Source organism: Lysinibacillus composti, from assembly GCF_016908465.1.
Lineage (GTDB): Bacteria > Bacillota > Bacilli > Bacillales_A > Planococcaceae > Ureibacillus > Ureibacillus composti_A.
The window spans coordinates 522,950-542,600 of record NZ_JAFBDY010000001.1 but is presented as its reverse complement, the minus strand read 5'-3'; the positions used below and the strand labels follow the sequence as shown (position 1 = coordinate 542,600).

Here is a 19,651-nt window from a genome sequence, read left to right as displayed (position 1 = left end):
TCTGACATTATGGGGCAGTTCATATATCACAAAATTGTATATATAGGCCATTTCAAAAATTAGACTAGAAACTTTAGCATTACATACATCATACCCGTCAAAAATCCAATTCCAAGAACGGAGAAACTAATCAATTTGAAATCCTCTTTTTTTTGTAATTGCTTGTATTCTTTATAACTGATTTCACCTTTGGCAAACCTTAATCCAAATTGATCAGGATTTATAACATAATAGTTCTTATTTTTATCTTCCAGAATTATTTTACTTACCAGCTCTTTGCTATCCCATTGTTCATTTTCTTTTAAACTATTACCGTTTGATACTTCCACTCTAACCACTTCGTACAACGAATTTTTCCTTATTTCCTCACTCATTTGATATGAATGATGTTCAATAAAATTATTATTTATACACATTGTTCTCACCTCAAATCATTATTGATTAATTAACTAATAGCCCTTTTATTATATTTTATGCAGCGAGAGATACTATTGAACTTTTGTACCCAATAAATTGTTACCAATCAAATATAATTTAGTATATTGAATTTAATAAAAATAAACTAATAAATTCGCCTGAAAGGAGCTACAGGCGAATTTTTCTAATTTATTTATGAACTAATCAATCTTTAATAGTTGTGCATTTACGGCACAGATAATCGTACTAAGTGACATGATTACAGCTCCAATTGCTGGAGTAATAACAATTCCTGCACCCATTAGTACGCCTGCTGCTAATGGAATTGCAATAATATTATAACCCGCAGCCCAAACTAAGTTTTGAATCATTTTAATTTGACTTGCCTTTGAAAGTTTTAAGGTACTTAAAATATCTACTGGATTACTATTTACTAGGACAACATCCGCCGTTTCAATTGCAACGTCTGTTCCCGCTCCAATAGCAATACCTAAATCTGCTTCTGCTAAAGCCGGTGCATCGTTAACTCCATCACCTACCATTGCAACTTTTTTGCCACCTTCTTTTAATGCTTTCACATTATTCGATTTCTCATGTGGCAATACCTCCGCAATCACTTTTGTCATGCCAAGTTTTTCACCTACATAATTGGCTACTCGACTATTATCACCAGTCATCATGACCGTTTCAATACCAAGTTTATTCAATTCTTTTATTACTTTATAAGATGATTCACGAATTATATCTGCTAATGCAATCATTCCCTGAAGTGCATTCTCTTTTAATACGAAAATCACTGTTTTCCCTTGCTGTGCAAGTTTTTCGTAAGTTTCGACGTCAAAGGGAATACTATTTTCTCTTAACACACCTGGACTAACAATGGCAATTTCAGAACCATTTATTTTTGCAACAAGTCCTTTTCCCGTTAGGTTTTGATAATTCGAAACCTCATATAGCTCTAAATCTCGCATCTTACCTTCTTTAACAATACCTTTTGCTATCGGATGTTCAGATTGCGTTTCTACAGAGTAAGCTAATTTTAATAATTCCTCTTCACTGATACCTTCAGTTGGATGTATATCTGTAACCCCAAAATTACCTTCTGTTAATGTACCAGTTTTATCAAATACAATACGGTTGATTCTAAAAGCACTTTCAAACGAAGTACGATTACGAAGTAGTAATCCATTTTTTGCAGCGATAGATGTTGATCTAGATGTTACTAGAGGTGTAGCTAAACCTAACGCATGAGGACAGGCAATAATTAATACGGTAACCATTCGCTCTAAAGCAGTATCGAAATCACCTGTTGTCCACCAATATGCTAGTGTGATAACCCCTGCAACTATGGCAACATAGAATAACCATTTTGCTGCCGTGTCAGCAAATCCTTGCGCCTTTGATTTCGTTTTTTCTGCATCACTTACTAATTGGATAACTTGAGCAAGATATGTGTCACTGCCTGTTTTACTAACGTTTATTTTTAGAATACCTTCACCATTAATGGCCCCACCAATTGCTTCCATTCCCATAGTTTTTTCTACAGGGACTGATTCCCCAGTTAACATTGATTCATCAACTGTTGAATGGCCTTCAAATATTTTTCCATCAAGTGGAATTTTTTCTCCGGGTTTTACAAGGATTTGATCACCTGGTTTTAAATCCTCTACAGAAACATCTACAATATTTCCAGTTGCATCTAGTTTATGAGCTTCTTTTGGCATTAACTTTATTAACTCTTCTAATGCCTTGGATGCACCCATGATTGATTTCATTTCAATCCAATGTCCAAGAAGCATAATAACAATCAATGTAGCTAATTCGAAATAAAAGTCACTACCCTCAATAAAGAATGCTGTTAAAGTGCTATATACATAAGCTGTGACAATCGCTAGTGAAATCAGCAACATCATACCAGGTGCTTTCTCTTTTATTTCACTCCATGCACCGAGTAAAAACGGCTTTCCTCCATAGAAAAAGACTATAGTAGAAAGTAAGAATAATAAGAATGTATCACCTGGAAAGTTGACTTCATATCCAAAAAGCATTTGAATCATCATCGATAGGTATGAAATAGGTATTGTTAGAGCTAAAGAAATCCAAAAACGTTCTCTAAATTCTACTATTGAGTGGCCATGATGTTTGTCGTGCCCACCTCCATGTTCATGTCCAACGTGGTTATGATGTTCATCCCCCGTATGGCCACTGTGGATGTGGTGGTCATGCCCAGTATGGTCACTGTGGATGTGGTGGTCATGCCCAGTATGGTCACTATGGATGTGATGTTTATCTTCATTAGGACTGTTGTTGTGATGTTTATGTTTTTGTTTTCCAACTTCTTTATCTTTTTTTTCCAATGCTATCACTCTCCTTTAAACTGATTGAAATAATTAAAAAAGCGAAAAATTCCTTTTCCCTTCCTACACACAACCACAATATACCTATTATGGGTATATTTAAACTCTCATTCTGAAAATTTATTGTTAAAAGTTTAGTAGAGTATTTTACAAGACTGTAAATTATTTGCACAGAAGCATAAGGAACAATTGAATTTGGTCGATAATTGAACTAATCTATTGTGTTGATTGATTTGATAGTTCTGCGAGTCCTTTTTTCTTCCTCTGAATTGTTCTACTCTCCACAAATTATCACTAATTTCAGATTCTCAAATAAGTGTATTACAAATATATGCAAAAATTATCAAATAGTACTAAATAGTATTTTTTATTGATTATTAAACCATTAAAAAAAGAATGGGATTAACCATTCTTTTAAATAAAACTCTATCTATATAAAAAATGCCTATTACTTTTTCAATACTTTCATTCCCCCTTAACAAACAAGCCTTTAAAATACCTTTTATAATATGCAAAGTGGTTATATATACCAAGTTACTCAAAATGAATTTTAACCTTATCCATTATGGCCCTAAACATAATGGGAAAGCACAATTCTTCCTGTAGAATTACTTCCTTTAATTGAAGATTTCTTCATCTTAATATGCATTAGACCAATGAAAAGATTATACTCCCTCCAATGATTTAAACTGCATTTGGTTATTTTCACCCGAAGTAGAAACTGCTACTTTTACATTTCTTCACTAAGAATACAACCTCTCTTGGCATTCACCACAAAGAGTTAGGATCAAAAATTCCCTTTAAGAGCCCCTTTTATGTAGGAATGCTTGTAAAAAGTGTAGGCTAAAGTACAAAACATATTGATTATTTAACCATATACTAGCTTAGATATTGGATTGGAGGAGATTTTTTTGACTTCTAATATGCAAAATGGTTTTGGTACCAGTCCTATGGGAATGGGGATGAATTTAACTAGTGACGCACATCTAATAGAAGACGTTTCAAAAGCAATTATTTTAGAAGTTCATGCTTATAATTTTTATCAAAGATTAATTCAATTAACTACTAATGAACAGTTCAGACAGATTATTTTAAGAATACATCACGATGAAATGAGGCATTATCATTGGTTTACAATGATTTTAAGTATGATGGGTGGACAACAACTACAAATTCCTCCTGGGGAATTACCAAGAGATTTTAAAGAAGGTGTCCAAAAAGCAATTCAAAATGAATTAGAAGCTTCTTCTTTTTATCAGGATATTTCGTCAAGAGCAACAACTCATCATGTTCAAATGCACTTCATACATGCCTCGCATGATGAACAACGACATGCGACTTGGTTGCAAAATATATTGATGATGGACAATATGAATATGAATCATTAGAGTCCAAGAGAAGTTCCCAAAGGTTTAAAAGTAGCTGAAAATCCCGCTTTTCCGGTAGGAAGTAAGGCTATTATACTTGCTGACCATATGCCTAATATGAAGGGTGCTGAAGCTACAATTGTAGGTGCTTATGATACAACTGTGTATATGGTAGATTATATTTCTACTGCAGGAGAAAAAGTTAAAAATCATAAGTGGTTAGTAGAAAGTGAATTATCACCAGAATAATTCAGTAATATTCTACTGATTGCGCAGAAGGCTTAATAATTGATAAAAACCCTCCTCAAAAAGAAGGGCCTTAATCAATCATTGAGCCATTTGTCTACACATTTCTGCACATTCACGGCAAATTTTTGCACATTCTTGGCAATGTGGATCTTGAAACTTTTCACAATGCGAAGCACATGATTCACAAATATCTGCACATAGGTTGCAAAATTGCTTTGTCATAGCACTATTACGAGACATTAACGCCACCGCTTGTAAACAAATCTCTGCACAATCATTCAACATTTGAATACAGTGTATTCTCGCCTGAACATCTGGCTCTTGTAAGCAAGCAGTAGTACATTCCTCACAAGCTCTTGCACATTTAATACACAGTTCAATGCAATGGTCCATATTAGTTGGAGAAGATGATAAAACACCCATTAATAAAAAACTCCTTTCTATTTGAAATCACACTTATTATTAACAGGTTTTTTCGAGTACAAACATCACGTCTATATTTAGGGGAATTTATATTTCCTCTTCTAATTCTTATTATAAATATCCAATAATATTGAGATGAAGTTACTCCACTATATGGATTGTGGAATAAAAAGAAATCCCGCATATCAACACAGGATTTTTAATCAAACTTTATTATAAATTTTCTAACTTTATTTTTAAAAATCGAGTTTTGTTTAAAACGAGCAATCTTTTTATAAAACTACATCTTAATATTTTCCAAACATGTCGAGTTAATTACATACATCTTCACATTCATTACCTCGAGTATAAAAAATTCTTGATAACATTTATCATCAATTAACTTCTTTTAATTCTCCTATTCTCTAATAAAAGTAAGCAGATAATTAATATAGATCCAAATAAAATTAAATATTTATTCTCGTTTTGTTTTTTTATTGAATCCTCTTTTGCTTCTATCATATATTCAACATTTTCTTTTAATTGCGTAACATTAACCAATTGAAAAGACGCTATTAAATCTTGGTTTTGGTTCCTAATTTCTAGAAGTCCATTATCTGTTACATGCTTAGTAATAGTATCATTTTTGGAAATAGTAAAATGTAGAGTTTCATTTGATATAAATAATCTGTTGTTTATTTCATATCTTTGTCCTTCTGGAATATCCTCCGTTGTGAAATAATCAAATCCATAGTCAAGAAGGTCTACTGTATCATGATAAGCTATATCTTCTGTTTGAGCTTTTAATGTAACAGCAATGACTGATAAATCACTTTTTGTAGCAGTGGTAATTAGTGTAAATCCAGACTGATCAACAAATCCCGTTTTTCCGCCAGTTACCCCTTCGTATGGTATTTCCTCTCTTAATAATTTGTGATGAGTATAGAGAGTTGTATCCCATGACTCACCATCCCATTGGAGTTCTTTCGTCCCAAACATTTCACGAAAATCATTATTTTTCATTGCATATTGTGTAATCTTTGCTAAGTCTCGAGCTGTCGTTTTATGGTCTATATGATAGAGACCATGTGGATTAACAAAATTAGTATCTTGAAGTCCAATATTTTGCAAATATTTATTTATGTTGTTTGCAAATTGTTGTTCAGAGCCATCCAAATACTCCGAGATTGCCACAGCTGCATCATTTCCCGAATTAATAAGCAACCCCTGAATAAGTTTTTTTAATGTAACCCTTTCTCCAATCTCTAAGTAAACCCTAGTTCCTTCTATTTCTCTTGCATTTTCACTAACTGTTACAACGTCTTCTAATTTTCCTCGTTCAATTGCATAAATTGCTGTCGCTATCTTTGTTAAGCTCGCAGGATTCATCTTTTGATCCGGATTTTTTCCAAATAATATTTGACCTGATTTTTCATCAATTAAAATTGCTGCTTCACTTGCAATAAGAGGCTCTTCAATCGAATTTGCGCCTATCATTTTATAATTAAAGGTAATACAAAGCAGAAAAATGATTAATATTGTAGCAACAATCTTCTTCATAAAGTTAAATTCCATACTTATTAATCTCCCCATAAGAATTCACCTAATGTATCTTAAGATAAAAATGTGGAGAAAATATGGAGAACAAACAATGAATCTGAACAATTGTACAAATTTGGTGTAATCTTTAAATAAAAGTTTGATTAATTTCACTTAATAAACAATGATAAATGAGCAAATAGAAAAAGTGTATTTTGAAAGATGATCAAAATACACTTCTTCTATATTCAATTGAATCATCTTATTATAAAGATAGTTTGATAATTTTTGTGTTCCTTAAGCCATTAAATTGCGCACGATTGTTGAAGATCATTATTCAACAAAAGCCCCGTTAGTTATACTTAACAATCTTTTTTACACCTTAATAACTTAATCCCTTAAAAGTGTTATCGATGCAAAAAGACGCCTTTCAAGAAAAGCGCCCGATTCATTAATAAATCCGTATTTTATTTCATTTTTAAAAGTAGTTAGAGATGTGCATTCCGTTACTCTTGTTTTTAAAAATAGAAGTTACTACTGGTGAATTTGAATCCACTTGATACTATTACGTTCCTCACATTTTGTAAACTAAGGTAGTGAACATACCACCAGCTCCATCAGTAAGGTTATTAGAAATATGATGTGAAATATGGCAGTGAAAAGGCCATGTACCTGGATTATTGGCTGTAAATATGACATCCCAAGTTTCGCCAGCAGCAACTAGTATTGTATTTTTTAAAATCCTATTATTAATTACTATAGGGTTACCATCAGCTTTTTCAACTAAAAATTGATGTCCGTGAATATGCATGGGATGATGGTCAATCTGTATGGCTCCTAACCTTAAACGCACAATATCACCATATTCTATAGGCATAGGCGTGGTAGATGGAAAACTCTTACCGTTAATCGTAAACATATTAAAGTCCATCGAAAAAGGATTAAGATCATATTGATCAGGTTTTACTTTTTCCCCTTTTTTTAATCCCTTGAGACTCCATTCTTGCATTAATAGTAGATAATCCTTATTAACATTTTTTTCATGTGGATCTAGGATGACAAAGCCTCCAAGTAATCCTAGCATATCTTGCTTTGCTACATTAACGTGAGAATGATACATATGGGTTCCAGGAGGATTAGTTATCTTAAAATGATAATCAAAATAATGTCCTGGTTCAATTTTAGGAGAAGGTTCCACATCTGGGACACCATCCATCACGTTAGGAACGTTAAGCCCATGCCAATGAATACTTGTAGCTTCCGAGAGGTGGTTAATTACTCTTATACTGATATAGTCCCCTGGATAAACTTGAATAGTCGGTCCTGGTATACTTCCGTTGTATCCCCAGCCTTTAATAAAAACACCTGGAAGTATTTCTTGATTTACAGGTTCGGCCACTAATTCGAAATATTTAATACCATTTTTGATAGTATAGTTTAGCGTAGGAATATCCGGTGTTATTACCATAAAAACACCTCTTTGAATTATTTATATTTAACAATAATGAACGCTTCATTATATTCAAAATTATTTTAGTTCAACACCAAATAATGTGAAAAAGACTTTCAATTACTTTTTAAAGTTTAATTTTTTCCACCTTTCACATTTAGGCAACTCCGTCCCTTAACATCAAGAGGATTTTAAAGTGAATATGTTCTCCAGTATTCAGGCTGTCTCAACCATTTTCATAACGAAAGGTCATTCAATTTTTGTTCAAGAACAACTCTTGGAATAAAAAAGGCACCTCCAAATGTTAGAATCTGTCTAACATTTGGGGTGCATTTCATTTATACTAATCGAATTTTGTTTCAAATGTTCAATCTTTTTTATAAAACTACATTTTGCCAATGTTCATTGTTTCAATTATATATGGGTGATTTTACTTAAATGCCCCAGTAAGTAATTGTATCAAACACTCCAATGAGAATGAGAATAGCCCCTGCGATCCTTTGAATTATTCTACCCACTTTCATACTCTTTTTCATAATTAAGCCTTTAAGATCAAAGTACCAAATTAATCCCAAAATTACGATTAGTGGGATAGATGTTGCTAATCCAAATATTGCGGGTAAAATAAACCCATAAGATGTTGAGATAACATTTGGCATTAACCAAACAAAAAAGAGAACAAACATAGTCGGGCAGAAAGCGATGGCAAAACTTGCTCCAAGTAAAAATGAGCCTAACTTTCCCTCTTTTAATACTACCGGGATACGCATTGATATATTATTAATTATTTTTAATTTTATAATTCCAATCAATATAAGTCCTGTAATGATCAATAATGGTCCAATAACTTTACGGAATATAGGAAAATATCCCGTCATTTTTGATTCAAATGATTGTTCAAAAATCCAAGCAAACAATCCTATGGCAGTAAAAACTACAACTTTACCAGCAATAAAGGAGACGATTTCTCCCCAATTATTATTCATTTGTATTGTCCGATTACCATACAAAGTTATAGCACTAATATTTCCTGTCAACTGACATGGTGCCACTGCTCCAATCAAACCAAGTAGAAAGGCAATAATAATTGGTGAATGTTCGTAAGAATTTAAAAACAGTGAAATAGGCTCACTAACAACTTGACTTATTTGAGACAAGAAATTATACATTTAAAACACCCTTCGGAATTCTTATTTTGATGATAATTTTCCGTTTGTAGCAATTTTGTCCCAAGAAAGACCCTCATCCGTTGTTAGGTAAATATTAAGATTATTTGTCACTATAGCAATTTCGTTTTGGTTATTAGGATTTGTAACAATATAAATGATTGGGTCTTGCATCATTTCTGATGGAAGTTGAATTTCTTTTTCCTCTTTAGATTCAAACGAGAATGAATTTAAATAAACATTAGCTGAATCAAAATTTGTATAATATCCACCGGTTTCATTTAAAGTTACATATGTTATCATTTCAGCATTGTTAAGTACTTCAAGGTTTTGACCATAATCTTCAGAAATATAAAGGCCATCCTTGCTACCAACTACAAGTAACTCTTCTCTTGATGGATGTGGAGCAAAATTTGATATATTAGTTGATTTAAAACCATTCATTGTGGCTTGAGTCCATGTTTTGCCTTGATCTATTGAATACTGAAGTCCACCGTTTAAATTTTCAGTAGGCATTTCATTAAATACATAAATAGCATTAGAATCATAACCTGCTGCAAGGTAATGGAAATCGATTTCACCGTAAAAAGCTAGTTGTTCGAAACTGGCTCCTTTACCTGTACTTTTAATCAGTCCAAGTGGATTTTTAAGATCTGAACCTTCTTCAGGATGCCCACTTGAAAAGAAGCCATCTCTAACTGCGGAAAAACCCATATAATCATGTTTTTGGCTATTTGCTTCTTTCCAACCATCATCAGTATGTGAATATAAACCTGTATGTGTTGCTATGACAAGATCGTTTCCACCGTTTATATATCCAACACCGTGAATATGGTCAACTTGTTCGTTTTTAACTTCTTCAAATAAAAATTCTTTAGGCTCCCCTGAACTACATGCCGATAAAACTAATACAACAAATAATAAACAACTTAAAACCTTTTTTTTCATGACTTCTACTCCTTTAACTCCATTTATAACCGATTCCCCAAGCAGTCTTTAGAAATTCATTCGTAGGGAATCCAGCCTTGCTTAATTTGTCTCTTAAATTACGTATATGTGAATCTACTGTTCGTATATCTGTATCCGTCTCATACTCCCATGCTACCTGTAATAACTCTTCACGTGTATATGTTTTAGTAGGTCGAGAAATTAATGCTTTAAGAATGTAAAACTCTTTTAAAGTAAGTTGTACTGATAAATCTTGATAGTGAAATGAGTATGACTCTTTATCCAAAATAAAATCATTGAAACTAATATTGTTCTCTTCATGCTCAGAATACCGTCGTAATAAAGCATGTACTCTTACAACCAATTCTCTTTCATCAAAAGGTTTTGAAATATAATCATCTGCCCCAGTGTTAAAACCCTTCACTAGATCAGCTTTATCTGATCTTGCTGTCAACATTATTATAGGCACATTGGAGAATTCACGGATTGCTTCACAAACTTCCCATCCGTCCATCTCAGGCATCATTACATCTAAAAGCACTAGATCTACATGTTCTTTTCTCATTACTTCTAAAGCTTTTTTTCCACTTGATACTTTGATACATCTATAGCCCTGAGGCAAGAGAAACAGTTCTACTAAATCTAACATTCTTCGCTCATCATCAACTAATAAAATTGTTCGCATCTTACTTTAATATCCTCCTTATTAAATTGATACGGTAAACGTACTTCCCTTACCAAGTATACTTGTTACCTCAATTTGACCACCGTGTGCTTCAACTAATTCCTTTACAACAGCTAAACCAATTCCTGAGCCACCATATGCACGTGACCTAGATTTTTCAACTCGATATAACTTTTCAAAGATTAATTCAGTTTCCTCTAGTGGAATACCAATGCCATGATCAATTACTTTGATTACTGTTTGATCATTATTTTTATAGGCTTCTAATGTAACCTCTGTATTTTCTTCCGAATATTTTAATGCATTATCCAATAGATTAAGAATGATTTGTTCTAAACGTATTGAGTCAGCAAATATTTGAAAATCGAATTTACAAACTAAGTTTAATTTTATTTGTTTCATTTCGTATGACGGCATTACTAGTTTAAAAATACCTTCAAAAAATGGACGTGCGGGGAAAAGTCCTTTCGTTACAGTAAACGAAGTCTCATCCATTCTCGCTAAGTCTAATAAATTTTTGACAAGGTCCTTCATTCTATCTGACTCTTCAGCGATAATTTCAAGATAGTGTTCTCTTTCTTTATCACTCATGCCTTCTCTCATTGCAACTTTGGAATAACCAATTAAATATGTTAAGGGTGTACTTAATTCGTGTGCGATAGATGCAAGAAACTCATTTCGTTCATTTTTTAATCGTTCTAAATCATTGGCCAATGTCTGAATAGAAGAAGATAACTGACCTAGCTCGTCCCGACCCAACTTTGGTAAACTTACGTTAAATTCGCCCATACTTAACTTTTCAGTTGCCTCTTTCATCCGTATTAATGGTCTTGTGAGGACCTTTGATAATAGTGTATATACAATAAGTAGTACTATAATACTTGTAACTCCAGCAATTCCAAAGTGCATATTCAAATTGTGTACCATTTCATTAATTGAACCCGTACTTCGGAACATTACTACATATCCAGATTGAATTGTATTTACTTTATATGGGTGAATACTTACTATATAGGGTGAGTTTTCCCAATCCGATACCAGTATTTTATCGTTTTCTCCCCTTTGTTTCCTAACTAATGGAATGGTTTCTTCTACTACCTTTTGACTAATATCTGAGCTGCTAATGATATTCCCCTGTATATCTGTAATGATAACTTCCCGTTCTTTATTCTTTTCCATTAATACAATATGTTTGATCGTAGCATCCGAATAATTCTCAATTAATACGTCTCTATGATTTTCTCCATTTGCTAATAATAGAGATAACTCTTCTTCTACTCTCGTATGTATGATTTTTTGATGAAGGTAAACCATAAGAAATAGCTCCATTACTAGTACTACTAGAAAAAAACAGGTTGCTAATTTTGTAGAGATTTTATACATCTTCAAAAGGCTCCTCTTCTGGTATGTATTAAGGCTGTTCTTCGAAGTATCCCTTTTTCTTCTCTTATTTCATTAAAAGACATTCCCGTTACATAAGAATAAGATAGGAATGCTTGGTACAATAGTAGTGAGCATGAAGATATAAACGATAGTAACACGGCTCCAAACGCAAGAAATAAATTCGATTGATCTAACAAAGTAACAATTCCTCTCTAGATGAATATTTTTATTATTTTCTATGTGGCGAGTAATACATAAAAAGTATAGACTAAAATTTTGAAAAAATTGTGCAGAAATTAATATGACATATCTTAATTACAAAAATAGATGTTTCTCGTTACAGAGGTTTATATTAGAAATAATAAAGCGTTAATCCAATCATGGATTAACGCTTTATTCGTTTTGTGTTTTTTATCTAGATTCCTATTCCTTTAAAGCTGAAGTTCAATTTTATGGCCCTTAACATAAATAAAAAGCACAATTCCTACTTCAGAATCGCGCCCGATAATGGAATACCGATTAGCTTATATTAGCTGGTTTTACTGAATTAGTGAAAATTAATTATTCAATTGTAAATTCTTGACTATGAGTGCTACCATACCCCGATGAGGAGTCTATAGCAATTTCATAGTTTCCTTTTGGAATTTTAGTTATCAATATTCTATATTCAATTTTCTCATTAGGTTGTAATACCAATATTCTACCCTGATTGCCATTTTCATTTAAATCTAAGTGTTCCGTTATTATTCCTCCAGAAGGTATCTCTTTATTATCTAAATCACCGATTGACCAATTGTATTCTAACCAAGTGGGGAATTCCAACTCTGCCTTATTTTCCCCAACATTAGTAAGACTGAAAAGGAATTCTCTTTTACCATTAACATTTCCTTTGTCCTCTAATTGTGAAAGAATTTTTGGGTCTTCTTGCTTCTGATTACCATTGGAAAATACCATGAATCCAACGCCTATTATAAGTAGTAGCCCTATTAATATTATAAAAGTCTTTTTCAAGTCTGCACCCCCTACAACCAATATTAGCATGCTTCCTCCATTTATTGGATCTAAAAAGGAAAAAGCGCATTCCCTGAATGCACCCTTTACTTGAAAAACTGACAGCCTCTATTAGCTGGATTACTGAAAATTACTCCATGTCCTTATTAAAAAAGCGTTAACCCATCACGGGTCAACGCTTCAATCTAAAACATAGAATTAGCAATTTTAAGATAATCGTCTACTTTGAAATTCAGATTCATTGAACTTTCTATGCTAATTGAATACAGTAAGTTTTTATTTTGAAAAATAAGAAGATTGTTGGGATGATATAATGCTTTAATTTCATTCTTCAATGTGTAATAGTGATTATCTTTATTTTTGAATTCCTCTAAAGATTCATCATTCCGTTCTACTTTTACCTGTAACAATCCTTTTAAATCAGCATTTCGATAGTTTAATACAAGAATACCTTTATTTACATCACCATCAATATGAGTTATTTCAAAGGGAAAGTCAGATACGGTGAGTACATTCGTTTTACTCTTACCTTCAAATTCATTTATCAGATTGGATTCGTTCATAAATGGATTAGAACCGTCATAAACCACCTTGATATCTGTTATTTTATCTTCTTTGAATGTCAGTTCCCAAATAAAAGCTATTCTCTCTTCCATACTTTTACCATCATCGAAATAAGCAATGGACACACTAACATTTTCTTTAGGAGAAGGTAACCCTGTAACTCTGTTAATAGGGGTATTTTCACTAATTTCAGGAATGACAACATTTGTAGTTAGATATGTCTTTACCTGTTCGTCGTCCTTTTTAATTAATGCTCTAACAAATTCACTTCCTATATTAACGATATCATGTGCTGCCATTACAGGTTGGAAAAGCATAAATGCCAAAGCGAATGCAATAAATACAGTTAATATTTTCTTCATTTTCATCACCAAGATTATCTTTTCCCTGATCATTAATTTTATCCCCAGTTAAATAAACATGCTATTTAATCGATTAGGGTTCAGAAAGAAAGTGCTAACTGATAAAACAGTTGATTGTTGCTCAATTCTTGCGTCCGTTTGCTTAAATAAGAGTGATCTTAGGTGTGACTGCCAAAATTGCCCCCTCCAATTACGTTACTATTATCATTTCCCTAGAAATTACACATACTATCTATTAACATAAAGGGGGAATACATGTGAAGAAATTTATTTTCATTATTGGCTTTTTATTAGTTTTAGGAGGTATTTTTACTTTTACTAGTCATCCTTTCGCTAACGATAGCACTCCTCCGTCAGACATAGAAATCCATAGGGTATTAGAAGAAATACATGGCAAAACCCAAAACTATAATATCATTAGGTACAGTTTTAACTATGATGGGATAGATTTAGCTATTATAGGTAGTCAAGAATACTATAATTCAGTAAAAAACGAGGTAGAAGAAATCGTAAAAAATACAATTAAATCAACTGCATTTGAAAAATATCCAATTGTTATAGAAAAAAGTAATGTTGATAAAAAGATTCTCGAAGAATTTGAAGAAAATGCGGACTTAGTAAGGGAGATACATACAATTACAACCAACTATTTATCTGAATCCTATCCAAATCAATTCAAAACTGTAATTGTAGGTGGCACTGCCCCTTCGGAATTTGCATTTGAAATTTCGACAGGTTTAAGTGAGACACCAGAAGCAATAGATATCAGTGAGGAAATGGAAAACGAAATATATAAACTTATAGAGACAAAACTATCTTCAAATAAGCTGATAAAAGAAGCGCAACAATCCGATTCTATAAGAGTATATATTTTCAATAAAAATGGAGAGAAAATAAACTAATAAAAAGGAACATCCGCTTTGAATGGATGTTCTTTTTTAGTGCCCGATTGCTCCGTTATGTTATTTAATCTAAAAAACATAAAGGACAATTACTGCATTAAATCTTGAAAGGCAATGATAACTAAAACAATCCCAGCAATATAGAAAGCAATTTTTTGAGCAACGATACTATTTTTCTTATACAACAAGTAACCGCTTATAAAAAAACCAAGGCTAAGTGACATGTAAAAGAATGGAGCCACAACCATATTATCTGAAAAAGCGAGGTACATAAATAAAATCAGAGCAATTATTATAATGACTTTTTGAATTAACAGTATTAATCCATTTCGATTTTCTAAAACTTTCGCCCTCTTTGTTTCGTTCATAAAAAACTCCTTCTTTTCAATGTATTACCGCAATTTCATTTAAGTAAATCATTCCATAACCCTATATATATTAACATAAGTATCCAATTTACTTTTTGAGTGTTATTCAAGATAATGGCCCGATTGTGGAATAAGAGCTAAAAGCGACTCTTCAACTAGTCCGCCCCTTTAGTTGAGGAAAGAATGAAAAAGGATACCTTTGAATGTTACTTTAGCAAAAGTAGTGTTAAATAAACTTTCAATGTAATTACAAAAGAAACGAAAAGAGCCTAAACCCTTGAAATACATGGGTTTAGGCGCATTATCTTTACATAATATTATCAAGTTAAGATTTTTTTAGAAGAATTCCCCGATAAAAGCCTTAAATGCAAATGTGATTGCGAAAATATTGTTATTCGAAGTAGAACACTGCTCTATAATGGTACGAAAAGTTCGTCTTGCGGTTGTCAAAAAGGAAAAGCTATCGCGCAAGGTATAACAAAATGAGTTTATAAGATTTTATGTTTAAAAGTTATTTAAAGGAGGTAATAGTATGTTCGGGTTACATAGGAAAACATCCATGGTAATCCGACTCCTTTTATTTCTTATAATTCTGTTTAATCCCCTTATTGCAGTTACTTTTTAGTTATGTATGAAAACATGCCAGTGTAGTGTTAGCTGCTTTTCCCCTCATGAAAAAGAGGTTTCAAGTAAAAACAGGAACGAGATACCTCAACATCCCTCTATACATCTGTTTGAGTCGAAAATGAATAAAGTTTATCGCTTACCACTTAGCATTATTGCATCAATTTCACCTTTCAATTTCCCACTATTTTTATCTATGCATACGATTGCGCCAGCATTAGCATTAGGAAGCATTCTTGTGGAATAGCTGACTCTACTCTTTTCACTATGCCTACTTTGTCAACTATTTTTAACGATTCTTCTAAATGAGTAATAACAAATCTAACTTCTATAATACTTTTTTAAGACACTTCTGCCACTTTCTAAATCTAATACATCAACAATTTCTTGTTGGTGCTCTTTAATATAAGCAATAACTTTATTAATAGCAGATTTACGAAGATCAGCATTTTTTGCCCATTCTTTTAACACTTCAAATCAGTCATGTATTAAATTACTTCGGTCAATACATTAAGTAATATTTAAAACGTGTAGAAATAATTGGTTGATACATCACGGAAAATTCATTTCTACTTAATATTATACTAAGCTCTTTTTAAAGATGTATTTTAAATGTGTCTTTTTAGTTAAAGATTCATTTAAAATATTTCTTTTAGAAGAAAACAATTGTATCTTTTAATTGTTAAATAAAAGGAGTGTTGATCATCATGTTATCACAACAAACTATGGATATTGTAAAATCTACTGCACCAGTATTAGAAGTACACGGAAATGCTATTACAAAAACATTCTATAAAAATTTATTTGCTGCACATCCTGAATTATTAAATATCTTTAACCATGCTAACCAAGCTAAAGGTCGTCAACAAGCAGCACTAGCTAACACAGTATATGCTGCAGCTGTTCACATTGAAAATTTAGGCGCAATTATGCCAGTTGTACACCAAATTGCACAAAAACACCGTAGCTTAGGAATTAAACCAGAACATTACCCAATCGTAGGAGAATTTTTACTAGGCGCAATTAAAGAAGTTTTAGGCGATGCTGCTACTGATGAAATTATTAATGCATGGGCAGAAGCATATGGTGTAATCGCTGATGCATTCATCTCAACTGAAGAATCAATGTACCAAGAAGCTGAAAATCAAGAAGGTGGATGGAGATTCTTCAAAGAATTTGAAATCGCTGACAAAGTGCAAGAAAACGACGAAATCACTTCATTCTACTTACGACCAGTTGATGGTAAAGTATTACCTGAATACAATGCAGGTCAATTTATTACTATTCAAGTGAAAATTCCTGGAGAAGAATTCGTTCATAACCGTCAATATAGCTTATCAAGAGCAGCAAACAAAGATGCATTTTACCGTATTTCTGTAAAACGTGAAGATTTAAACGATCCTCAAGGTAAAGTATCAGTTTACCTACACAACCAAGCGCGTATTGGTGATCGTATCCAAGTTAGTGCACCTGCAGGGGACTTCAAATTAGACCTAGCGTCTAAAGCACCAGTAACATTCATCGCAGGTGGGATTGGTATTACACCACTTATGAGTATGTTTGACACTTTAGCTGCACTTGATTCAAACAGAAAAACAACACTTATTCATAGCGCACGTAATGCAAAACTACATGTATTTGACAGAGAAATCTCAAATAATCTAGAAATAATGCCAAATGCAAGCTATATTGCATTGAATACCGAGGAAGTTGGTTATATCACAAAAGAATTCTTACAAGAAAACGTTAGCCTTGAAAATGATGTATATGTATGTGGACCAGCTTCATTCATGGAAGCAATGATTAACCACCTATATGCAATTGGTTTCAAAGAATCTCAAATTCACTTCGAATTCTTTGGACCTGCTATGGAACTAAAAGTACAAGTTAACGCATAATAAAAAAATTGAGCAAAAGCCAAAAAAGTAGCCGAAAAATTAACTTTCGGCTACTTTTTATAAAATAAATTAGAGTTAAAAACAATAAAGAGGTGACAACCAAAAATGGAAGTCACCTCTTTATTATTTAAAAAATCTCTTTTTATTCGATAATCCTCGTCCCGTCTCACACTTTTAACTCTCACCTAAAATAGCAAGTGGATTGAACGCTTCAAAGTGAATATGATTTTTTGGTACATTCCATTCATTTAACGCCCTATTTATAGCTTCCATAAAAGGTATTGATCCACAGAAATAAAATTCCGATTCATCTTTAGCAGATACAACTTTCTTTAAAAATTCTAAGTCAATAAATCCTTCTTTGTTATAGTTTTGTGCACTTCGATCGGCTTCTGTTGGATGATCATATGCCACAAATGACTTAATGTTATTGTGAGTTGTAGACAGTTGTTTTACATGCTCTCTAAAAGCATGTTCTTCACTATTTGCTGTGGCATGAATGAAAGTAACTTGTCGATTTGTTCCATTTTCTACAAGTGTATTTAACATACTCATTAAAGGTGTTACGCCAATCCCTCCACTAATAAGCACAAGAGGTGCGTTGGACTTATCGAGTATAAAATCCCCAGCAGGCGCAGAGAATTCTAATTTATCCCCAACATTCAGCTCAGATGATAAATAGTTTGATACGATTCCATTAGGTACCTCTCCATGCCCTTTCTCTTTTTTTACGCTAATTCGGTAATAATCTTTTCCCGGGGCGTCGGAAAGACTGTAGTGACGGATATGTTTATACTTTTCGCCAGGAATTTCTGCCCACAAGGTTAAATATTGGCCAGGCTCGTAGGATGCAATAGTACCGCCATCTGTTGGTTTTAAGTAATAGGATGTCACACTATTTGTTTCTTTTTCTTTTTTATCAATTGTAAAACTTCTAAACCCTTCCCATCCTCCTGGAGCATTCTTTGTTTTCTCGTACAATTCATTTTCAATATTAATAAATGCATCGGCGATATACCCATAGGCTTTTCCCCAAGCCTCAAGTATTTCATCAGTTGCTGCCTCTCCTAAAACGTCTTTCACGGCTTCAAGCAAAGTTTCTCCTACAACAGGGTAATGATCAGCAACCACACCAATTGCACGATGTTTTTCAGTAATTCTTCTAATGACCGGGGTCAATTTCTCTAAATTAGTAATGTGTTCACCAGCTGCATAAACCGCATATGCTAAAGCTTCTTGCTGAATCCCTTTTTTTTGATTTGTTTGATTAAATAAGTTGTACAAATCTGGGACTTTTGAAAATAATAGGCTATAAAAACGTTTTCCAATTTCAGCACTGTGTTCTTTTAATACCGGTGCAGTAGATTGAACGATTTTTATTGTTTTTTCATCTAACACTGTAAATTCCTCCTCCATTAGCAGATATAAAACTAATATATCCATTTCCAAAAGAGTGAAGGATTAAACAGGAACTTACAGCTTAACTATTTCTCAATGCATAAAATCAAATAGTGCATTCTCCATCGTTGTTGACAGGCTTCCTTTAGATGTTCAATTTCTAACTCAGTGAGAAACTTAGGAATCCTTTTACCGAATTTCGGCTCTTTCAACTTAGCTGCAGGAATTTTTCGAAATATAGCCTTCTACAGGTGATCATCTAAATAGTGAATTAACGCAACGAAACTTATGCCCTAAACTGGTTGGCTTTAAGTGTTCCCTTGACTATATTGAATATTCTTTTAATTTCTCTGTACTGAATTCGTTCATATCAACTATTTTAAATGGACTTTTTAGGTTTAATGCAGTCAATTCCTTGTGGAATTGAATGAAAGTGCTGGTTAAAGTCTATAACTAGAAAGCATAGAAAGTCTTTTCACCCGACAAGACATTTATTACTAAATTCATTTCTTAAGTGAATCAGTAGATACAAAAAAATGAAAGATTAATATTAATTAAGTA

17 protein-coding genes and 3 pseudogenes are annotated in these 19,651 nt (G+C 32.7%); 6 read left to right on the top strand and 14 right to left on the bottom strand.

What is annotated here, in order from left to right; translation table 11 throughout:
• Positions 1 to 59 precede the first annotated feature (59 nt).
• Positions 60 to 374: a hypothetical protein gene (locus tag JOD29_RS02660; protein ID WP_239585517.1), complete on the bottom strand. Its 315-nt coding sequence runs from the start codon at positions 372 to 374 to the stop codon at positions 60 to 62.
• A 243-nt stretch (positions 375 to 617) separates the two neighbouring features.
• A complete protein-coding gene (locus JOD29_RS02655; RefSeq protein WP_239585545.1) occupies positions 618 to 2,465 on the bottom strand; it encodes a copper-translocating P-type ATPase in 1,848 nt (615 codons plus the stop codon).
• Between the two features lie 1,232 nt (positions 2,466 to 3,697).
• Between JOD29_RS02655 and JOD29_RS20700 the strand changes: the two are divergent.
• Both JOD29_RS20700 and JOD29_RS20780 read left to right on the top strand, forming a co-directional pair.
• Positions 3,698 to 4,120 (top strand): annotated as a pseudogene (locus tag JOD29_RS20700) (hypothetical protein); the annotation flags it as partial.
• Positions 4,121 to 4,132: 12 nt separating this feature from the next.
• Positions 4,133 to 4,378 (top strand): annotated as a pseudogene (locus JOD29_RS20780) (YdhK family protein); the annotation flags it as partial.
• Between the two features lie 90 nt (positions 4,379 to 4,468).
• Here JOD29_RS20780 and JOD29_RS02640 read toward each other — a convergent pair.
• The 9 genes from JOD29_RS02640 to JOD29_RS02600 all read right to left on the bottom strand — a co-directional run bounded on the left by JOD29_RS02640 (position 4,469) and on the right by JOD29_RS02600 (position 13,900).
• Positions 4,469 to 4,813, bottom strand: coding sequence for a four-helix bundle copper-binding protein (locus tag JOD29_RS02640; protein ID WP_124761673.1), 345 nt, complete (start codon positions 4,811 to 4,813; stop codon positions 4,469 to 4,471).
• Between the two features lie 378 nt (positions 4,814 to 5,191).
• Entirely contained in the window at positions 5,192 to 6,367 is a 1,176-nt protein-coding gene (locus JOD29_RS02635) for a D-alanyl-D-alanine carboxypeptidase family protein (protein ID WP_124761675.1), read from the bottom strand.
• Between the two features lie 538 nt (positions 6,368 to 6,905).
• The gene (locus JOD29_RS02630; protein ID WP_124761677.1) at positions 6,906 to 7,799 is read right to left on the bottom strand and encodes a multicopper oxidase family protein; all 894 of its coding nucleotides are present in this window, start codon (positions 7,797 to 7,799) and stop codon (positions 6,906 to 6,908) included.
• 416 nt (positions 7,800 to 8,215) lie between these two features.
• The gene (locus JOD29_RS02625; RefSeq protein WP_124761679.1) at positions 8,216 to 8,950 is read right to left on the bottom strand and encodes an urease accessory protein UreH domain-containing protein; all 735 of its coding nucleotides are present in this window, start codon (positions 8,948 to 8,950) and stop codon (positions 8,216 to 8,218) included.
• Between the two features lie 21 nt (positions 8,951 to 8,971).
• Entirely contained in the window at positions 8,972 to 9,895 is a 924-nt protein-coding gene (locus JOD29_RS02620) for a F510_1955 family glycosylhydrolase (protein ID WP_124761681.1), read from the bottom strand.
• A 13-nt stretch (positions 9,896 to 9,908) separates the two neighbouring features.
• Positions 9,909 to 10,580: a response regulator transcription factor gene (locus JOD29_RS02615; RefSeq protein WP_124761683.1), complete on the bottom strand. Its 672-nt coding sequence runs from the start codon at positions 10,578 to 10,580 to the stop codon at positions 9,909 to 9,911.
• A gap of 21 nt (positions 10,581 to 10,601) precedes the next feature.
• A complete protein-coding gene (locus JOD29_RS02610; RefSeq protein ID WP_124762653.1) occupies positions 10,602 to 11,963 on the bottom strand; it encodes a sensor histidine kinase in 1,362 nt (453 codons plus the stop codon).
• A 561-nt stretch (positions 11,964 to 12,524) separates the two neighbouring features.
• The gene (locus JOD29_RS02605; RefSeq protein WP_124761685.1) at positions 12,525 to 12,974 is read right to left on the bottom strand and encodes a hypothetical protein; all 450 of its coding nucleotides are present in this window, start codon (positions 12,972 to 12,974) and stop codon (positions 12,525 to 12,527) included.
• A 185-nt stretch (positions 12,975 to 13,159) separates the two neighbouring features.
• A complete protein-coding gene (locus tag JOD29_RS02600; RefSeq protein WP_124761687.1) occupies positions 13,160 to 13,900 on the bottom strand; it encodes a hypothetical protein in 741 nt (246 codons plus the stop codon).
• 257 nt (positions 13,901 to 14,157) lie between these two features.
• Between JOD29_RS02600 and JOD29_RS02595 the strand changes: the two genes are divergently transcribed.
• Positions 14,158 to 14,802: a hypothetical protein gene (locus JOD29_RS02595; protein WP_124761689.1), complete on the top strand. Its 645-nt coding sequence runs from the start codon at positions 14,158 to 14,160 to the stop codon at positions 14,800 to 14,802.
• Positions 14,803 to 14,891: 89 nt separating this feature from the next.
• Here JOD29_RS02595 and JOD29_RS02590 read toward each other — a convergent pair whose 3' ends face one another.
• Positions 14,892 to 15,170, bottom strand: a complete 279-nt coding sequence (locus JOD29_RS02590; RefSeq protein WP_124761691.1) for a hypothetical protein — start codon at positions 15,168 to 15,170, stop codon at positions 14,892 to 14,894.
• A 736-nt stretch (positions 15,171 to 15,906) separates the two neighbouring features.
• Here JOD29_RS02590 and JOD29_RS20355 point away from each other — a divergent pair.
• Positions 15,907 to 16,035: pseudogene (locus JOD29_RS20355) on the top strand (aldehyde dehydrogenase family protein); the annotation flags it as partial.
• Between the two features lie 80 nt (positions 16,036 to 16,115).
• On the opposite strand, the gene JOD29_RS02580 reads toward JOD29_RS20355, so the two are convergent.
• Positions 16,116 to 16,265 carry a hypothetical protein gene (locus tag JOD29_RS02580; RefSeq protein WP_158610498.1) on the bottom strand — a complete coding sequence of 50 codons (150 nt, stop codon included), beginning with the start codon at positions 16,263 to 16,265 and terminating at the stop codon, positions 16,116 to 16,118.
• 236 nt (positions 16,266 to 16,501) lie between these two features.
• Here JOD29_RS02580 and hmpA (JOD29_RS02575) point away from each other — a divergent pair, with 236 nt between their 5' ends.
• Positions 16,502 to 17,692: an NO-inducible flavohemoprotein gene (hmpA, locus tag JOD29_RS02575; RefSeq protein ID WP_124761693.1), complete on the top strand. Its 1,191-nt coding sequence runs from the start codon at positions 16,502 to 16,504 to the stop codon at positions 17,690 to 17,692.
• A gap of 174 nt (positions 17,693 to 17,866) precedes the next feature.
• On the opposite strand, the gene hmpA (JOD29_RS02570) is transcribed toward hmpA (JOD29_RS02575), so the two are convergent.
• Positions 17,867 to 19,090 (bottom strand): NO-inducible flavohemoprotein, encoded by a 1,224-nt coding sequence (gene hmpA, locus JOD29_RS02570; RefSeq protein ID WP_124761695.1) that lies wholly within the window; start codon positions 19,088 to 19,090, stop codon positions 17,867 to 17,869.
• Between the two features lie 449 nt (positions 19,091 to 19,539).
• Here hmpA (JOD29_RS02570) and JOD29_RS20690 point away from each other — a divergent pair, with 449 nt between their 5' ends.
• Positions 19,540 to 19,608 (top strand): hypothetical protein, encoded by a 69-nt coding sequence (locus JOD29_RS20690; protein ID WP_302849672.1) that lies wholly within the window; start codon positions 19,540 to 19,542, stop codon positions 19,606 to 19,608.
• Positions 19,609 to 19,651 lie beyond the last annotated feature (43 nt).

Bases quoted from the DNA above. Each gene is read 5' to 3' on its own strand.
- JOD29_RS02660 (WP_239585517.1), bottom strand. From the start codon at position 374: ATGAGTGAGGAAATAAGGAAAAATTCGTTGTACGAAGTGGTTAGAGTG.
- JOD29_RS02655 (WP_239585545.1), bottom strand. From the start codon at position 2,465: ATGCTTTTTGGATATGAAGTCAACTTTCCAGGTGATACATTCTTATTA.
- JOD29_RS02640 (WP_124761673.1), bottom strand. From the start codon at position 4,813: ATGGGTGTTTTATCATCTTCTCCAACTAATATGGACCATTGCATTGAA.
- JOD29_RS02635 (WP_124761675.1), bottom strand. From the start codon at position 6,367: ATGGAATTTAACTTTATGAAGAAGATTGTTGCTACAATATTAATCATT.
- JOD29_RS02630 (WP_124761677.1), bottom strand. From the start codon at position 7,799: ATGGTAATAACACCGGATATTCCTACGCTAAACTATACTATCAAAAAT.
- JOD29_RS02625 (WP_124761679.1), bottom strand. From the start codon at position 8,950: ATGTATAATTTCTTGTCTCAAATAAGTCAAGTTGTTAGTGAGCCTATT.
- JOD29_RS02620 (WP_124761681.1), bottom strand. From the start codon at position 9,895: ATGAAAAAAAAGGTTTTAAGTTGTTTATTATTTGTTGTATTAGTTTTA.
- JOD29_RS02615 (WP_124761683.1), bottom strand. From the start codon at position 10,580: ATGCGAACAATTTTATTAGTTGATGATGAGCGAAGAATGTTAGATTTA.
- JOD29_RS02610 (WP_124762653.1), bottom strand. From the start codon at position 11,963: ATGTATAAAATCTCTACAAAATTAGCAACCTGTTTTTTTCTAGTAGTA.
- JOD29_RS02600 (WP_124761687.1), bottom strand. From the start codon at position 13,900: ATGAAGAAAATATTAACTGTATTTATTGCATTCGCTTTGGCATTTATG.
- JOD29_RS02590 (WP_124761691.1), bottom strand. From the start codon at position 15,170: ATGAACGAAACAAAGAGGGCGAAAGTTTTAGAAAATCGAAATGGATTA.
- hmpA (WP_124761693.1), top strand. From the start codon at position 16,502: ATGTTATCACAACAAACTATGGATATTGTAAAATCTACTGCACCAGTA.